Below are 16,448 nucleotides of genomic sequence, written 5' to 3'. Positions count from 1 at the left end.
GGTCCGGCCGCGCCCCCGCAGGCCCGGCCGCCACCCACCGGCCCGCCGCCACCCACCGGCCCGGGCGCGCACCCGGCCGGCTCAGCCGTGCTCGCGCCACCGGTTGGTGATCGGCAGCCGGCGGTCCCGCCCGAACGCCTTCATCGAGATCTTCGTGCCCGGCGCGGACTGCCGTCGCTTGTACTCGGCGGTATCCACCAGCCGCAGCACCTTGTCCACCACCGCGGGGTCGTGACCCGACTCGACCAGCCCGTCCCGGCCGAGGTCACCGTCGACGTAGCCGATCAGGATCGGGTCCAGCACGTCGTAGTCGGGCAGGGTGTCGCTGTCCAGCTGGCCCGGGCTCAGCTCGGCGCTGGGCGGCTTGCCGATCGAGTTCTCCGGGATCGGGGCGGTCTGACCCCGGCGGATCGCGTCCGTGTTGCGCCACTTCGCCAGCCGCCAGACCAGCGTCTTCCAGACGTCCTTGATGGGGTTGAAGCCGCCCACCGAGTCGCCGTACAGGGTGGAGTAGCCGACCGCCAGCTCGCTCTTGTTGCCGGTGGTCAGCACCAGGTGGCCCTCCTGGTTCGACAGGGCCATCAGGGTCACGCCGCGTACCCGGGCCTGGAGGTTCTCCACCGCCACCCCGGACAGCGACAGGTTGGCCAGGAAGCCGTCCACCATCGGCTGGATCGGCTCCACGCGGTAATCCAGACCGGTGCGCTTGGCCAGGTCGGCGGCGTCCTCCCGGGAGTGCTCGGAGGAGTGCTGGCTGGGCAGCGACACCCCGACCACCCGGTCCGGGCCGAGCGCGTCGACGGCGAGCGCGGCCACCACCGCGGAGTCGATGCCGCCGGAGAGGCCGAGCACCACCGACGGGAACCGGTTCTTGTTGACGTAGTCGCGCAGGCCGAGCACGAGCGCCTGCCACACCTCGGCCTCGTCGGCCACCGGCTCGATCAGCCCGCCGACCGCGGCCGGGCCGGACGGCGTGGGCGGGATGGCGTCCACCGTGCTGTGCACCAGCCGCATGTCGTGCGCGACGGCCTCCGCGATCGGTGCGTCGGCGGCGGCCGGCAGCTCGACGTCGTGCACGAGCAGGTGCTCGACGAACTGCGGGGCGCGGGTGAGCAGCTCACCGTCGGCGGTCACGATCATCGAGTCGCCCTCGAAGACCAGCTCGTCCTGGCCGCCGATCATGTTGACGTACGCGATGGCGGCGCCGGCCTCGGCGGCCCGGCGGCGGACCAGCGGCAGTCGGATGTCGTCCTTGTTCAGCTCGTACGGCGAGCCGTTGATGTTGACCACCAGGCCGACCCCGGCCTGCCGGGCGGCGGCGAACGGGCCGCCGGACTGCCACAGGTCCTCGCAGATGGTCAGCGCGACGTCCACCCCGCCGATCCGTACGACGGTCAGCGTGTCACCGGAGACGAAGTAGCGGTCCTCGTCGAAGACGCCGTAGTTGGGCAGGTGGTGCTTGAAGTAGCGGACGGCGACCGCGCCCCGGTGCAGCAGGGCGGCGGCGTTGCGGGCGCCCCGGCCCGGCTCGGCGTCCCCGCTGACCTGCGGCGGCCCGTCGGCGTCCAGGTAGCCGACCACCACCGGCAGCTCGCCGAGGCCGTCCGCGGCGAGGTCGGCGGCGAGTCGCTCCAGGGCGGCCCGGGACGCGGCGACGAAGGAGCGCCGGAAGACCAGGTCCTCGACCGGGTACCCGGTCAGCATCATCTCCGGGAAGAGCACCAGCTGGGCGCCGGCGTCGGCGGCCTGGCGTGTCCAGCTGCGGACCAGGTCCGCGTTGCCGGCGAGGTCGCCGACGCTCGGGTTGACCTGGGACAGGGCGAGACGCAGGGTGGGCATGCCCTCATCTTGCCCCAGCCGTTCGGGGCGGACACGGCGCCCGGCGGGAGACGCGGGCCACGCACCCGCCGCCCGCGCGCGGGCAGCGCGGCGGGCACGGCAGGACGGGGGCCGGGCGTTGGCGTAACGTCGGCGTAACCAGGCCCGTGGAGACTGGTCGGTCAGGCCCGGTCGACCCGGCCGGTGCTGGCAAACAGGTGTTGCGAGGGGTGGCAGTGGACCGTCAGCAGGAGTTCGTCCTCCGTACGCTGGAAGAGCGGGACATCCGGTTCGTCCGGCTGTGGTTCACGGACGTGCTGGGCACGCTCAAGAGCGTGTCGGTGGCACCCGCTGAGCTGGAGGCGGCCTTCGAGGAGGGCATCGGCTTCGACGGCTCGGCGATCGAGGGCTTCGCCCGGGTCTTCGAGTCCGACATGGTCGCCATGCCCGACCCGACCACCTTCCAGGTCTTCCCGTTCGAGGGCGGGGTCAGCGGCGAGAGCGCCCGGATGTTCTGCGACATCCTGCTGCCCGACGGCGGGCCCTCCTGGGCCGACCCGCGGCACGTGCTGCGCCGGGCGCTGTCCAAGGCCGCCGAGAAGGGCTTCACCTTCTACACCCACCCCGAGATCGAGTTCTTCCTGCTGGAGAACGGCCCCCAGGACGGCTCGGTGCCCGTTCCGGTGGACACCGGCGGCTACTTCGAGCACACCACCCACGCCGTCGCCCGCGACTTCCGCCGGCAGGGCGTGCTGGCGCTGGAGCGGATCGGCATCTCGGTGGAGTTCAGCCACCACGAGGTCGCCCCCGGCCAGCAGGAGATCGACCTGCGCTACGCCGACGCGCTCACCACCGCCGACAACATCATGACCTTCCGGCACGTGGTCAAGGAGGTGGCGCTCTCCACCGGTGTGCAGGCGAGCTTCATGCCGAAGCCGTTCACCGACCAGCCGGGCAGCGGCATGCACACCCACCTGTCGCTGTTCGAGGGCGAGCGCAACGCCTTCCACGACAACGGCGACCCGATGAAGCTCTCCAAGGTGGCGAAGTCGTTCATCGCCGGCCTGCTGGTGCACGCCCGCGAGTACACCGCGGTCACCAACCAGTGGGTCAACTCGTACAAGCGGCTCTTCCCGCAGCACCTGCCGGACCGGATCACCGAGAGCCCGGCGTACGTCTGCTGGGGGCACCTGAACCGGTCCGCGCTCGTGCGGGTGCCCGCGTACGGCAAGCCCAACTCGGCCCGGGTCGAGGTCCGCTCGCCGGACTCGGCGGCCAACCCGTACCTCGCCTTCGCGGTGCTCCTCGGCGCCGGCCTGAAGGGCATCGAGGAGGGGTACGAGCTGCCGCCGGGCGCCGAGGACGACGTCTGGTCGCTGACCAGCGCCGAGCGGCGCGCGATGGGGTACGAGGCGCTGCCGGAGAACCTCGCCGAGGCGATCGACGTGATGGCCGAGTCCGAGCTGGTCGCCGAGGTGCTCGGCGAGCACGTCTTCGACTTCTTCCTGCGCAACAAGCGGGCCGAGTGGGAGCAGTACCGTCGCGAGGTCACCCCGTACGAGCGGCAGCGCTACCTGGCGCTGTAGTTCCGGGGCTGACGCGGTTGCGTGCTGCCGCTATCGTCTCGATCACCGCGCCGGTACCCCTCCGGGCGGAGAGTCGGGAGGCAGTCGGTGCTGGAGGATCTGCTCAGCGGTGCCTGGCAGAGCGTCGTGTTCGGTCTCGTCGGCGTGGGGCTGATGGCGGCCGGGTTCGGGCTGGTCGACCTGCTCACTCCCGGCCGCCTGCGGGACCTGATCTGGGTGGACCGCAACACCAACGCGGGGCTGCTGCTCGCCGCCAACCAGCTGGGCATCGCCGGGATCGTCTTCACGGCGATCCTCACCAGCTACAGCGACTTCGGCAAGGGGCTCGCCTCCACCGTGGTGTTCGGGCTGGTCGGGCTGGCCATCATGGCGCTGGCCTTCGTGGTGCTCGACCTGCTCACCCCGGGCAAGCTCGGTGAGGTCATCTGCTCGCCGGAGCCGCACCCGGCGGCCCGGGTCAGCGCCGCCACCCACTTCGGGGCGGCACTGATCGTCTGCGCCTGCATCGCCTGAGCCCGCGATCGCCTGAGGCCGCATCGCCTTTGGCCGCAATCGCCTGAGCCCGCGTCGGCGGAGCGCTGTCGTCGTCGTACCTCGGCCGTAGCGTGCCGGGCATGAACCGCACCGACCGCCTGTACGCCCTGGTCGAGGAGCTGCGGGCGATGTCGCCGCGGCCGCGCAGCGCCCGCTGGCTGGCCACCCGCTTCGAGGTGAGCAGCCGGACGATCGAGCGCGACATCGGTGCCCTCCAGGAGGCCGGCGTGCCGATCTGGGCGGAGCCGGGGCGCACCGGCGGTTACGTGCTGGACCGCGCCCGCACCCTGCCCCCGGTCAACCTCACCGCCGCCGAGGCGGTGGCGATGGCCGTCGCGCTGCACCGGCTCGCCGGCACGCCGTTCGCCGCGCCGGGCGCCACCGCGCTGCGCAAGCTGGTGGCGGTGCTGCCGGCCGCCGACGCGGCCGAGGCGCACCGGCTCGCCGGCCGGGTGCACCTGATCGGCGACGGGCCGGCCACACCCGTCCCGGCCATCGTCGCCGACGCGGTGGCCGCGCGACGGGTGCTGCGCATCCGGTACGCCGACCGCGGCGGCGCCGAGTCGGCACGGGACGTCGAGCCGCTCGGTTACCTCGGCAACGCCCGGCACTGGTACCTGCTCGCCTGGTGCCGGCTGCGCGACGAGCTGCGCTGCTTCCGCACGGACCGGATCCGGGGCGTGCGGGCACTGCACGAGGTGGTGGCGCGGGAGCTGCGCCCGGCGGATCTGGACATCCCGCACGAGCGGATCCGACGGCTCAGCCTGGTCTGAGACCGACGGCCCGGACCCCGTCGGGCATCGCCTCTGGCGGTACGGACCCCGTCAGGTGATGCGGAAACACCGACAGGACGCTGTCGCGGACGGCCCCGAGACTGCTCCTGACGACGGCCGAACGGCCGGCACGGAAACTGGAGGCAGCAGATGTCCACCACGCCCATCACCTGGTTCGAGATCGGCACCGATCGACCGGAGGAGGCGGAGCGCTTCTACGGCGAGCTGTTCGGTTGGACCTTCGAGGAGCAGGGCGCCGCCAACGGCGGGTCCTACCGCGTCACCGGCGCCGGAGGCGACGCCGGAATCGGCGGGGCGATCCGGGCGACCGACGGGACGTCGCCGAACTACGCGGTGTTCTACGCCGAGGTCGCCGACGTGTCCGAGACCTGCCGGCGGGCCGAGGCGGCCGGCGGCAAGGTGCTGGTGCCGGTCCGGACGACTCCGAGCGGGCTCAGCCTCGCCCACCTGCTCGACCCGGCCGGCAACCACCTCGGCGTGTTCACGCCCCCGCCCGCCGGCTGACGATCTGGACGGTGGCGGCCCCGCCCGGGCGGGCGGGGCCGCCGACGGTCACTTGCCGGCCGTACCGCCGGGCCCGCCGTGACCGCCCGGCCCACGGTGGCCGCCCGGGCCGGGGAAGACACCGGACTCGACAGCCTTGGTGATCGCGTCGGCCTGCTCCTGGGTGAGCTTGCCGTCCTTGACCGCCTGGTCCAGCCGCTCCTTGAGCGCGGCCTGCCGGTCCTCGGTGGACGGCCGCTCCGGCCGGTCGGCGAGCCGCTGCTCGCGGACCTTCTCCAGCGCGGCGGTCACCTTGTCGGCGGAGACGCCCAGCTCCTTGGCGAGCGCCTCGGCGAACTCACCCTGCCGGTCGGCCTTCGTGCCCGGGCCGTCGGTGGTGCTGCTGGCGCTCGGCGTGGACGTGGCGTCCGCGGCGAACGCGATCGTCGGGGCCGCGATCCCCACGCCGAGGACGCCGGCGGTGGCCAGGCCGGCCAGCAGGTGCTTCTTACGGATGGTGCGGGACATGCTCTCCTCCAGATGCTCGGTGGTGCTGCGATGTCGTCACCGACGGTGACCAGTGCGGCTGGGTGGGAGCCGTGCCGAAGCTGTCCGCCAGCTGGCAATCCGGGGCGCGGAGTCGGACAAACCGGTTGCCTCGGTACGCCCGGTGGGTGAGGGTGGGTCCGTTCATCGACGGAAGGCAGCCTCTCGTGACGTCCACTCCGATCCGCGAACTTCCGATCACCGATCCGCAGGCCGGGCCGTACGGCATCACCACCGGCGCCGACGCGGCGCTCTGGCTGACCCTGGTCCACGCCGGCGCGATCGCCCGGGTGGACGGGGACGGTTCGGTGCGCCGCTGGCCGGCCGGCGATCCGGGCAGCCGTCCACTGATCGTCACGTCCGGCCCGGACGGCGCCCTCTGGTTCACCCGCTCCGGGGACGACCGGATCGGCCGGATCACCACCGACGGGCAGCAGAGCGCGTTCGCGGTGCCGCCCGGCACCGGCCCGTGCGGCATCGCCGCCGGGCCGGACGGCGCCCTCTGGTACGCCGGGATGAACTCCGACACCGTCGGACGGGTGAGCGCCGACGGAGTGGTCACCGAGGTGCGGTTGCCGGTCTCCGGGGCGTACGCCTCGATGGTGGCGGCCGGCCCGGACGACGCCGTCTGGTGCACCCTCAACCAGGCGAACGCGATCGCCCGGGTCGGCATGGACGGCGCCGTGCGGGTGCATCCGTTGCCCACCGAGGGCGCCGCGCCGGTCGGTATCGCCGCGGGTGTGGACGGGGCGCTCTGGTTCGTGGAGATCGCGGCCGGTCAGGTCGGGCGGATCACCCCCGACGGCCGGATCGAGGAGTACCCGCTGCCGGACCGGACGGCCCGGCCGCACGCCGTCGTCGCCGATCCGTCCGGTGGCGCCTGGTTCACCGAGTGGGCCGGAAACCGTATCGGCCACGTCGACCCGGCCGGCCGGGTCGACACCTACGAGCTGCCCACCCCGAACTCCGAGCCGCACGGCCTCACCGTCGGGTCCGACGGCAGCGTCTACGCGGCCCTGGAGACGGGCCACCTGGCCCGCCTCACCCCCTGACCCGCGGGAGCGGAGCGGGTCAGGCGACGGCGGGGGAGACGGTGAGGGTGGCCGTCCCGGTGTCGAGGATGGCCCGCGTGCCGACGGGGACGGTGAGCTGACCGGGGCCGTGGCCGATCGGCAGCCCGCCGAGCACCGGCACGCCGAGGCCACCGAGCCGTTCGCCGAGCACATCGACGATCGTGGTGTCCCAGCCGTCGGCGCAGTCGGTGAACTGACCGACCGCCACCCCCGCCAACCCGTCCAGCGCGCCGGCCCGGCGCAGGTGGGTGAGCATCCGGTCGACCTTGTACGGGGGCTCCTGCACGTCCTCGATCAACAGCACCGCCCCGGTCAGGTCGGGCAGGTCCGGCGTGCCGATCGACGCGGCGATCATGCACAGGTTGCCGCCGAGCAGGGTGCCGGTGGCCCGACCCGGGACACGGACCGGATAGGTCTCCTCGCCGGCCACCGCGGTGACCGTCACCGGCTCGGTCGTCATCAGCGCGGCGTGCAGCGACTCGGCCGAGCGCAGCGGGGTGCGTTCATCCCGCCAGGCCGCCCCCGGGCCGTGCACACCGGCGAGCCGGGCGCCCCGCCAGAGCGCGAACTGCAACGCGGTGATGTCGGAGAAGCCGGCCACCACCTTCGGGTCGCGGCGGACCGCGTCCATGTCGATGGCGTCCACCACCCGCTGGGCCCCGTACCCGCCGCGGGTGCAGATCACTCCGCGCACCTGCGGGTCGGCGAACGCCGCGTTCAGGTCGGCGGCGCGCAGGTCGTCCGCGCCGGCCAGGTAGCCCTGCCGGGCGTACGCGTTCGGCGCCACCACCGGCCGCAGGCCCCAGCCGGTGAGCAGCTCCACCCCACGGGCCACCCGCTCCGGCGAGGTCGGCCCGGACGGCGACACCAGCAGCACCGTGTCACCCGGGCGCAGCGCGGGCGGACGGACGACGGTCGGGTCCTCGCTGATCACAACCGCAGAGCCTATCGACCCCGCTGTCCCGGGCAGCTGGCGCAGGCCGGCGACGGAGGGCGCGGGCCGTGGCGGGGCGTGGCCCTCCGCGGCGCACCGGCTAGCCTCGACGGGTGGCAACCGCGCTGGTGATCGAGAACGACCCGTCGGACGACCTGCGTCGACTGGGCGAGTGGCTGACCGAGGCCGGGCTGGAGCTGTGGGTGGTCCGCCCGCACGCCGGCGACGAGCTCCCCGCCGACCTGGAGGGGTACGCGGCGCTCGTGGTGCTCGGCGGCGAGCAGCAGGCGTACCCGCTGGCGGACGGCTCGCCCGGCGCCCCCTGGTTCCCGGCGGTGGAGGGGCTGTTGCGCAAGGCCGTCCGGTACCGGGTGCCCACCCTGGCCATCTGCCTGGGCGCGCAGCTGCTCGCCACCGCGCACGCCGGGCTGGTCGAGCGGAGCCCGTCCGGGCCGGAGATCGGCCCCGGCGTGGTCGGCCGGCGCGACGCCGCCGAGGGCGACCCGCTGTTCCGGTACGTGCCGCTGATCCCGGACGTGCTCCAGTGGCACTCCGACGAGATCACCGAGCTGCCCCGGGGCGCCACCCTGCTGGCCGCCTCCACCCGCTACCCGCACCAGGCGTTCCGGCTCGGTGACCGGGCCTGGGGGCTGCAGTTCCACATCGAGTGCGACACCGCGATGATCGCCGACTGGGCGGCCGACTCGACGCTCCTCGCCGAGCTGGGCTACGACCCGGAGCTGGTGGTCGCGGCCTGCGCCTCGGTCATGGTCGACGTCGAGGAGGTCTGGCAGCCGTTCGCCGCCCGGTTCGCCGCGCTGGCCCTCGGGGAGCTGGACGACAGCACGACGCGGCGGGGCCTGCCGCTGCTCGGGCACTGATGAGCAGGCCGACCAGGGCGCCGGGCCGGCTCGCCCGGTACGGCTTCGGCACCGCCGAGGGTGACGGCGGGGCGCGCGCCGCCGACCTGCTCGGCCCGGACGGGCTGGGGCTGTGGCGGCCGGCCGAGCAGGAGCCGGTCGACGAGTCGGCCGTGGAGCTGCTCGCCGCGCTGTCCCGGGCCGCCGACCCGGACCTGGCGCTGCGCCAGCTGCACCGCATCGTCGAGGCCGAACGCCGCGCGAACGGCGGAACGGCGTCCGGCGCGACCGGTCCCGGGTCGCCGCTGCTCGCGGAGCTGCACACCGATCCGGGGCTGCGACGGCGGTTGATCGCGGTCCTCGGCGCCTCGTCGGCGCTCGGCGACCATCTGGTGGCCCACCCCGAGCACTACGCGGCGCTGCGCACCGCCCCGGACGGGCTCGCGCCCACCGCCGAGGGTCGGCTGGAGCCGACCGGCGACGGCAACCCGGTGGCGGTGCTGCGGTCCGCGTACCGGCTGGCCCTGCTGCGGATCGCGGCGGCCGACCTGACCGGCGGGCGCGGCCTGGAGCAGACCATGGCCGCGCTGTCGGCGCTGGCGGACGCGACGCTGGCCGCGGCGTACGAGAGCGCGGTCGCGGAGCTGCCGGCGGGCACCGCGCGGCCCCGGCTGGCCGTGGTGGCGATGGGCAAGTGCGGCGGCGGCGAGCTGAACTACGTGTCCGACGTGGACGTCATCTTCGTGGCGGCCGACGACGCCGACCTCTCCGCCGCCACCCAGGTGGCGACCCGGCTGATCCACATCTGTGGGCTGGTCGCCTGGCCGGTGGACGCGGCGCTGCGTCCGGAGGGCAACCGGGGCCCGCTGGTGCGCACCCTCGCGAGCCACCTGGCCTACTACCGCCGGTGGGCGCGCACCTGGGAGTTCCAGGCGCTGCTCAAGGCCCGCCCGGCCGCCGGTGACCTGCCGCTGGCCCAGGAGTGGATCGACCAGCTCGCGCCGCTGGTGTGGCGGGCGGCCGAACGGCCCGAGGCGGTCGAGGACGTCCGCGCGATGCGGCGCCGGATCATCGACAACATCCCGCCGAAGGAGTTGGAGCGCGAGATCAAGCGCGGCTCCGGCGGGCTGCGCGACATCGAGTTCGCCGTCCAGCTGTTGCAGCTCGTGCACGGTCGCGGCGACGAGACGCTGCGCGTACCCGGCACCATCCCGGCGTTGCGGGCGCTCGTCGCCGGCGGCTACGTCGGTCGCGCCGACGGCGAGGCTCTGCTGCGCGGCTACCGGTTCCTGCGCAGCATCGAACACCGGCTCCAGTTGCAGAGCCTGCGCCGCACCCACACCGTGCCCACCGAGCCGGCCGCGCTGCGCTGGCTCGCCGCCGCCCTGGACTACACGGCGACGCCGGGGCGCAGCGCCGTGGAGGCCTTCCGGGCCGAGTGGGTGACCCACGCCGCCGAGGTACGCCGACTGCACGCCAAGCTGCTGTACCGGCCGCTGCTGGAGTCGGTCGCCCGGGTGCCGGCCGACGGGCTGCGGCTCACCCCGGAGGCGGCCCGGCACCGGCTGGAGATCCTCGGCTTCGCCGACCCGGCCGGGGCGCTGCGGCACCTCCAGGCCCTCACCGGCGGGGTGAGCCGCACCGCGGCCATCCAACGGACCCTGCTGCCGGTGCTGCTCAGCGAGTTCGCCGACGCGCCGGAGCCGGACCGGGGGCTGCTCAACTACCGGCAGGTCTCCGACAAGCTCGGCAGCACCCCCTGGTACCTGCGGCTGCTGCGCGACGGTGGCCCGGTCGCCCGGCGGCTCGCCCGGGTCCTCGCCCTCTCCCGGTACGTCGCCGACCTGCTCGCCCGGGACCCGGAGGCGCTGCGACTGCTGGCCGAGGAGAACGAGCTGGCGCCCCGCCCACGCGCAGTGCTCCAGGAGGGCTTTCTCGCGGCGGCGGCCCGGCACGGCGACCCGGTCGAGGCGACCCGGGCGGTACGCGCGCTGCGCCGCCGGGAGCTGGTCCGGGTGGCCTGCGCCGACGTGCTCTGCCGGGCCGGTTCGCTCGCACCCACACCCACACCCACGCGGACGGACGGCGGAAACCGGCAGGCCCCCGGGCTGGCCGACATCACCGCGGTCGGCACGGCCCTCTCCGACGTCACCGACGCCACCCTGGCCGCCGCGCTACGAGCCGCCCAGGCCGGTCAGGCGGCACCGCCCGGGCTGCGATTCGCGGTGATCGGCATGGGTCGGCTCGGCGGGTACGAGTCGAACTACCTCTCCGACGCCGACGTGCTCTTCGTCTACGACCCGCCCCCCGGGAGCAACGAGAGCGCGGCCAGCGCCGCCGCCCACGCGATCGCCGAGGAACTGCGCCGGCTGCTCGGAGTGCCCGCCCCCGACCCGCCGCTCGGCGTCGACGCCGACCTGCGCCCGGAGGGCCGGCAGGGCCCGTTGGTGCGCAGCCTCGCCGCGTACGCCCAGTACTACGCCCGCTGGTCGCGGGTGTGGGAGGCGCAGGCGCTGCTGCGCGCCCGGTTCGTCTGCGGTGACGCCGACCTGGGCGCCGAGTTCGAGGCGCTGATCGACCCGGTGCGCTACCCCGCCGACGGTCTCACCCGCGAGCAGGTCGTCGAGATCCGCCGGATCAAGGCGCGGGTGGAGACCGAGCGGCTGCCCCGCGGCGCCGACCCGGCCACCCACACCAAGCTGGGCCGCGGCGGGCTGGCCGACGTCGAGTGGGCGGTGCAGCTCGTCCAGCTCCGACACGCCGGCGCGATCCCGGAGCTGCGCGGCACGCGTACCCTCGACGCGCTCGCGGCCGCCGAGCGGGCCGGCCTGGTCGACCCGGCGGACGCCGCGGAGATGGCCGCCGGCTGGTCCCTGGCCGCGCAGGTGCGCAACGCGCTGATGCTGGTCCGGGGCCGGGCCGGTGACCAGCTGCCCCGGCACGGGGTGGAGCTGGCCGGGGTGGTCGCGCTGCTCGGCCGGGACGATCCGGGGGAGTTCCTCGACGAGTACCTGCGCACCGGCCGCCGCTCCCGCGCTGCCGCGGAACGGGTGCTCAATGCCTGACGCACTGACCCACCCGGCCGGTGCGCGGGCCGGCCAGCGGACCGAACGCGCCCGATCCCCGCACGCGGTCTGGGCGGCGGCCGCCGGGGTCGCGGTGCTGCTCGCGGCCGCGTTCCTGCTCGCGCCGAGGATGGGCACCGACCTGGCCGCCCAGGTGGCCCGCGCCGAGTTCGCCGACCGGTACGGGGCCGCGCCCCTCGATTTCGGTTGGTACGGCGGCGTCAACCAGTACGGCTACAGCCTGTTCACGGCCCGGTTGGGCGCACTGATCGGCGTACGTCCGCTGGGCGCCGTCGCCGCCGTGGTCGGCGCGGCCGCGCTGGGGTGGCTGTTCACCCGTAGCCGGGCTCGCCGCCCGCTGTTGGCCGGTGTCCTCGGTGCCGCGGTGCTGGTCGGCAACCTGGCCAGCGGCCGGATCACCTTCGCCGTGGGGCTGACATTCGGGCTGCTGGCGCTCTGCGCGGTCAGCGCGGAACGCCCACCGCGTCCGGTACGGCTGGCGCTCGCCGCCGGATGCGCCGCGCTCGCGACCGCGGCGAGCCCGGTCGCGGGCCTGTTCACCGGGCTGGCCGGCGCGGCGTTGCTGCTGGCCGCCCTGCGCCACGGCGCCGGGCCGGGCCGTCGACTGCCGGGTGGTTGGCGAGTGGAGCGACCACTGGCGGAGGGCCTCGTGCTGGCCGTGGCGCCCGCGGTCACGCTCGCTCCGATCGCCGCGTTCTTCGGCAACGGAGGGACCCAGCCGTACTCGGCCGAGTCGATGCGGATCAACGTCGCGCTCGCGGTGCTGGTGGGCGTCGTGCTGCCCCGCCGTCGCCACGTGCTGCGCATCGGCGCGGTGCTCACGGTGCTGCTCCTGGTCGGTGCCTACTACGTGCCCAGCCCGATCGGTTCCAACGCGTTGCGCCTGTCGCTGCTCTTCGCCCTGCCCGTGCTGGCCGGGTACGCCCCGCTGCCCACGCCGTGGCTGGCCGGGCTGCTCGCCGCGACCGTGTGGTGGCAGTCCCCGGTGATGGTGAGCGACGTCGTGCGGGCCGGCGCGCCGGAGAGCGACCCGGCGTTCCACCGGCCGCTCGTCGCCGAACTGGAGCGGCGGCAGCCGACCGGGCGGGTCGAGGTGGTGCCGCTGCGGGACCACTGGGAGTCCGCGTACCTGCCACCGACCGTGCCGCTCGCCCGTGGCTGGGAGCGCCAGGTCGACAGCGATCGCAACTCGGTGTTCTACGACGGCACCCTGACCGCGCAGACCTACGAGCAGTGGCTCCGTCACGAGGCGGTGACGTACGTGGCGCTCGCCCCGGACGCCCCCGCCGACCGGTGGGGCCGCGACGAGGCCGCGCTGATCCGCGGCGGCCTGCCGTACCTGCGGGAGGTCTGGCGTGATCCGACCTGGCAGATGTACGCCGTGGTCGATCCGACTCCGCTGGTCGGGGCCCCGGGCAACCTCGTCGCCGCCGACCGGGGCTCGGTCCGGCTGACCGCCCCGCCGGGCGACGTGCCGGTTCGGGTGCGCTGGTCGCGCTGGCTGTCGTTGACCGGCCCGGACGGCTGTCTGCGACCCGGCGCGGACGGGTGGACCGAGGTGCGCGTCCGTGCCGCAGGTGACTACTCGATCTCCAGCAGCCTCGCGCCGGCGCGCCACTGCTGACGGTGCCTGCCGTCGGCTCCCCGTCGACGGGCTGGCAGCATGTCGGGGTGCCTTCCCACCTCGCGCGCTGGACCGGCCTGGCCGGCTCGATGCTGCTCGCGCTGTCCGCGTTCCTCGGCGGCGCGTTCCCCGGCGGCCCCCTGCGCAGCACCCCGGTCAGCATCTGGCAGGGTCCGAACGGCCCGCTGGTCCTCACCGCGTGGGCGGTCGGCACCGGTCTGATGGCGTACGCCTGGTGGGCGCTGCGCGACGGGGGCCCGTCGACGCGGTGGGCGCTGGTCACCGTGGGGCTCTGGCTGCTGCCGTTGCTCATCGCGCCGCCCTTCGGCAGCCGGGACGTGTACGCGTACACCTGCCAGGGCGCCAGCTTCGCCGGCGGCATCAGCCCGTACGAGCAGGGCGTCTCCGCGCTGCCCTGCCCCTGGCTCGACACGGTGTCCGTCATCTGGCGGGACACTCCGGCGCCGTACGGGCCGCTGTTCGTGCTCATCGCCGGCGCCGTGGTCAAGGTCACCGGTTCGCTGACCGCCAGCATCGTGCTGTTCCGGGCGCTGTCGCTGGCCGGGGTGGTGCTGTGCGCGTGGGCGCTGCCGGCGCTGGCACGGCGGACCGGTGTGCCGGCCAAGCGGGCGGTGTGGCTGGCGCTGGGCTCCCCGCTGGTCGCCGCGCACCTGATCGGTGGCCCACACAACGACGTGCTGATGCTCGCCGCGCTGGTCGGTGGGCTGGCCGTGGTGGCGTCCCGACCCGGCCGGCGTGGGCTGCTGCTGGTTGGCGGGGTGCTGCTCGGTGTCGCCGTGGCGATCAAGGTCACCGCTGTGGTGGTGGTGCCGTTCGCCGCGCTGGCCGCCACCGCCGGGCCGTTCCGGATCCGGACCCTGATCCGCGACGGCGGCTGGGTGGTCGGCGGCGCGGTCGCCACCGTCGTGGGCGTGACCGCTGCCGGTGGGCTGGACTTCGGCTGGATCGGCGGGCTGTCCCAGGGCGGCGCCGCCGTCGCGTGGACCTCGCCGCCGACCGCTGTCGGACAGACGATCGGTGACGTCGCGCGGCTGTTCGGCGGGCACGTCGACGCGCTGCCGGTGACGCGCGGGATCGCCGTCGTGCTCCTGGCCGTACTCCTCGTCTGGCTCTGGTGGCGGGCTCGCACCCGCGACCCGCTGTTCTACGCCGGCCTCGCGCTCGCCCTCACGGTCGCGCTCTCACCCGTGGTGCATCCCTGGTACTGGACCTGGCCGTTGTTCGTGCTGGCGGCCACCGCCCGGCGGACCCGGTGGTTCATCGTGGTCGCCCTGGTCGCGGTGTTCCTGGTGCTGCCCGACGGCACCGGGCTGCCCCGGTACACCAAGACGGTCGGGGCGGCGCTGATGACGCTGTTGGTGATCGTGCTGGTCATCCGGTTGGTACGGTCGGCTCGGGCGGCCCGTCAGCCGGTCGCCGCCGACTGAGGAAAGGTGCGCCGGTGACCGATCCCGGCGCCGCGACCGCCGCACCTGAGGTCGCCGCTGACGGTTCGCTGACGGCGCGCGCGGTCCGGTACGGCGGCCTGGCCGGCGCGGTGCTGCTCGCCGTCGCCGGGTACCTCGGCGGGGCGCTGCCCGACGCCCCGCTGGGCGCGACGCCGGTGTCGATCTGGCGCTCCCCGGGCGGTCCGGCGACGCTCACCTGCTGGCTGGTCGGCACCGCACTGCTGGTCGGGGCGTGGTGGTCGCTGCGCGAGGGCGCGCCGTCGACCCGGTGGGCGTACGTCACCGCCGGCCTGTGGGCGCTGCCGCTGCTGCTCGCGCCGCCGTCGGGCAGCCGGGACGTGTACTCGTACGCCTGTCAGGGCTGGACGTACGCGCACGGCGTCGACCCGTACTCGGTGGGCGTGGCGGCGGCGGGCTGCCCGTGGCTGGACACGGTGGCGCCGATCTGGCGGGACACGCCGGCCCCGTACGGTCCGGTCTTCGTGCTGCTCGCGGCGCTCGCGGTCGAACTCGGCGGCGGGCTCACCGGCACGGTCGTGTGGCTGCGGGTGATCGCCGTGGCGGGGCTGCTGCTGGCGGCGCTCTGCCTGCCCGGGCTGGCCCGTGCGGCCGGGGTGCCGGCCCGGCGGGCCGCCTGGCTGGCGCTTGCCGGCCCGCTGGTCGGGGTGCACCTGGTGGCCGGGGCGCACAACGACGCGGTCATGCTGGGTCTGCTGCTGGGCGGGCTGCTGGTGGTGCTCCGGCGGCCGGGCCGGCCGGCGGCGCTGCTGTTCGCCGGGGCGCTGCTCGGCCTGGCGGTCACGGTGAAGGCCAGCGCCGTGGTGGTGCTGCCGTTCGCCGCGCTGGCCGCGATGCACGGCCGGTACACCGTGCGGGTGCTGCTGCGCGACGGCGGGTGGCTGGCCGGTGGGCTGCTGGCCGCGTTGCTGGTCACCTCGGCGCTGTCCGGTCTCGGGTTCGGCTGGGTGGGTGGGCTGACCCACAGCGGCGACTCCGAGCAGTGGACGTCGCCGCCCACCGCGGTCGGCCTGGTCGTGGACTACGCCGGCGCGCTGATCGGCCGTGCCCCGCAGGCGGTGCCGGTGGTCCGGGCCTTCGCGCTGCTGGTGCTCGCCGGGGTGCTGGTGGTCCTCTGGTGGCGGGCCTGGCGGGCGCTTCGTGCGTTGAACGACGTCCGGCAGCGGGTGACCCGGATCGAGGCGATGCGCCCCCGGGTGGCGCTGCGCGGCGCGGCCCTGGCGCTGGTCGCCACCGTCGTCCTGTCCCCGGTCTTCCACCCCTGGTACGCCACCTGGCCGCTGGCGCTGCTCGCCCTCACCGCCATCCGGGCGACGTGGTTCGCGCTGCCGGCCGCGCTCGCGGCCTTTCTGACCCTGCCCGACGGCACCAACCTGGCCCGTTTCACGAAGGCTCCCGGCGCCGTGGCGATGACCGTCCTGCTCCTGGCCGTTCTCCTGCACTGGTACCGCGCGTCGCGCACCTCCGCGTCCAAGCTCCGTGATCATGACGCCGGTGGGTGACGGCACAACTCCCGGCCGGGCGTGAGTTGGGCAGTCAAGATCGCGCTCGAACCGGGATGTAGTGGCATCGCGAGCGGGTGAGGCCGCTACATCCTGGATCGAGCACGATCTTGGCGTGGGG

13 protein-coding genes are annotated in these 16,448 nt (G+C 74.8%); 10 read left to right on the top strand and 3 right to left on the bottom strand.

The features are described from left to right. Positions 1-81: 81 nt before the first annotated feature. The gene (locus EAD98_RS24310) at positions 82-1,839 is read right to left on the bottom strand and encodes an NAD+ synthase (RefSeq protein WP_121656319.1); all 1,758 of its coding nucleotides are present in this window, start codon (positions 1,837-1,839) and stop codon (positions 82-84) included. 215 nt (positions 1,840-2,054) lie between these two features. On the opposite strand from EAD98_RS24310, the gene glnA reads away from it, so the two are divergent. From glnA to EAD98_RS24290, 4 genes are all read left to right on the top strand, one after another. Continuing rightward, positions 2,055-3,404: a type I glutamate--ammonia ligase gene (glnA, locus tag EAD98_RS24305; RefSeq protein ID WP_121656318.1), complete on the top strand. Its 1,350-nt coding sequence runs from the start codon at positions 2,055-2,057 to the stop codon at positions 3,402-3,404. A gap of 87 nt (positions 3,405-3,491) precedes the next feature. Continuing rightward, the gene (locus EAD98_RS24300; protein ID WP_121656317.1) at positions 3,492-3,917 is read left to right on the top strand and encodes a DUF350 domain-containing protein; all 426 of its coding nucleotides are present in this window, start codon (positions 3,492-3,494) and stop codon (positions 3,915-3,917) included. Positions 3,918-4,018: 101 nt separating this feature from the next. After that, positions 4,019-4,711, top strand: a complete 693-nt coding sequence (locus EAD98_RS24295; RefSeq protein ID WP_121656316.1) for a YafY family protein — start codon at positions 4,019-4,021, stop codon at positions 4,709-4,711. Between the two features lie 150 nt (positions 4,712-4,861). Then, positions 4,862-5,236, top strand: coding sequence for a VOC family protein (locus EAD98_RS24290; protein ID WP_121656315.1), 375 nt, complete (start codon positions 4,862-4,864; stop codon positions 5,234-5,236). Positions 5,237-5,284: 48 nt separating this feature from the next. Here the strand turns inward: EAD98_RS24290 and EAD98_RS24285 are convergent, their stop codons facing one another. Then, complete coding sequence (locus EAD98_RS24285) at positions 5,285-5,743, bottom strand: hypothetical protein (protein WP_121656314.1); 459 nt, start codon at positions 5,741-5,743, stop codon at positions 5,285-5,287. A 185-nt stretch (positions 5,744-5,928) separates the two neighbouring features. On the opposite strand from EAD98_RS24285, the gene EAD98_RS24280 reads away from it, so the two are divergent. Continuing rightward, positions 5,929-6,813, top strand: coding sequence for a virginiamycin B lyase (locus tag EAD98_RS24280; RefSeq protein WP_121656313.1), 885 nt, complete (start codon positions 5,929-5,931; stop codon positions 6,811-6,813). A 19-nt stretch (positions 6,814-6,832) separates the two neighbouring features. Here the strand turns inward: EAD98_RS24280 and EAD98_RS24275 are convergent, their stop codons facing one another. Further along, positions 6,833-7,768 (bottom strand): LD-carboxypeptidase, encoded by a 936-nt coding sequence (locus tag EAD98_RS24275; RefSeq protein WP_121656312.1) that lies wholly within the window; start codon positions 7,766-7,768, stop codon positions 6,833-6,835. 113 nt (positions 7,769-7,881) lie between these two features. On the opposite strand from EAD98_RS24275, the gene EAD98_RS24270 reads away from it, so the two are divergent. From EAD98_RS24270 to mptB (EAD98_RS24250), 5 genes are all read left to right on the top strand, one after another. Then, entirely contained in the window at positions 7,882-8,649 is a 768-nt protein-coding gene (locus tag EAD98_RS24270; protein WP_121656311.1) for a type 1 glutamine amidotransferase, read from the top strand. Further along, on the top strand, positions 8,649-11,693 hold the full coding sequence (locus tag EAD98_RS24265) for a bifunctional [glutamine synthetase] adenylyltransferase/[glutamine synthetase]-adenylyl-L-tyrosine phosphorylase (protein ID WP_121656310.1): 3,045 nt from the start codon (positions 8,649-8,651) through the stop codon (positions 11,691-11,693). Before EAD98_RS24270 ends, EAD98_RS24265 begins: the two co-directional genes overlap by 1 nt. Positions 11,694-11,823: 130 nt before the next feature. Beyond that, positions 11,824-13,338, top strand: coding sequence for a hypothetical protein (locus tag EAD98_RS24260; RefSeq protein ID WP_233583959.1), 1,515 nt, complete (start codon positions 11,824-11,826; stop codon positions 13,336-13,338). A gap of 47 nt (positions 13,339-13,385) precedes the next feature. Next, positions 13,386-14,786 (top strand): polyprenol phosphomannose-dependent alpha 1,6 mannosyltransferase MptB, encoded by a 1,401-nt coding sequence (gene mptB / locus EAD98_RS24255; RefSeq protein WP_199723534.1) that lies wholly within the window; start codon positions 13,386-13,388, stop codon positions 14,784-14,786. 14 nt (positions 14,787-14,800) lie between these two features. Then, positions 14,801-16,327: a polyprenol phosphomannose-dependent alpha 1,6 mannosyltransferase MptB gene (gene mptB, locus EAD98_RS24250; protein ID WP_233583958.1), complete on the top strand. Its 1,527-nt coding sequence runs from the start codon at positions 14,801-14,803 to the stop codon at positions 16,325-16,327. The last annotated feature ends 121 nt before the right edge of the window (positions 16,328-16,448 follow it).

Source organism: Micromonospora sp. CV4, assembly GCF_003667455.1.
Classification (GTDB): Bacteria; Actinomycetota; Actinomycetes; order Mycobacteriales; family Micromonosporaceae; genus Micromonospora.
This window is presented reverse-complemented; position numbering and strand designations above follow the sequence as displayed.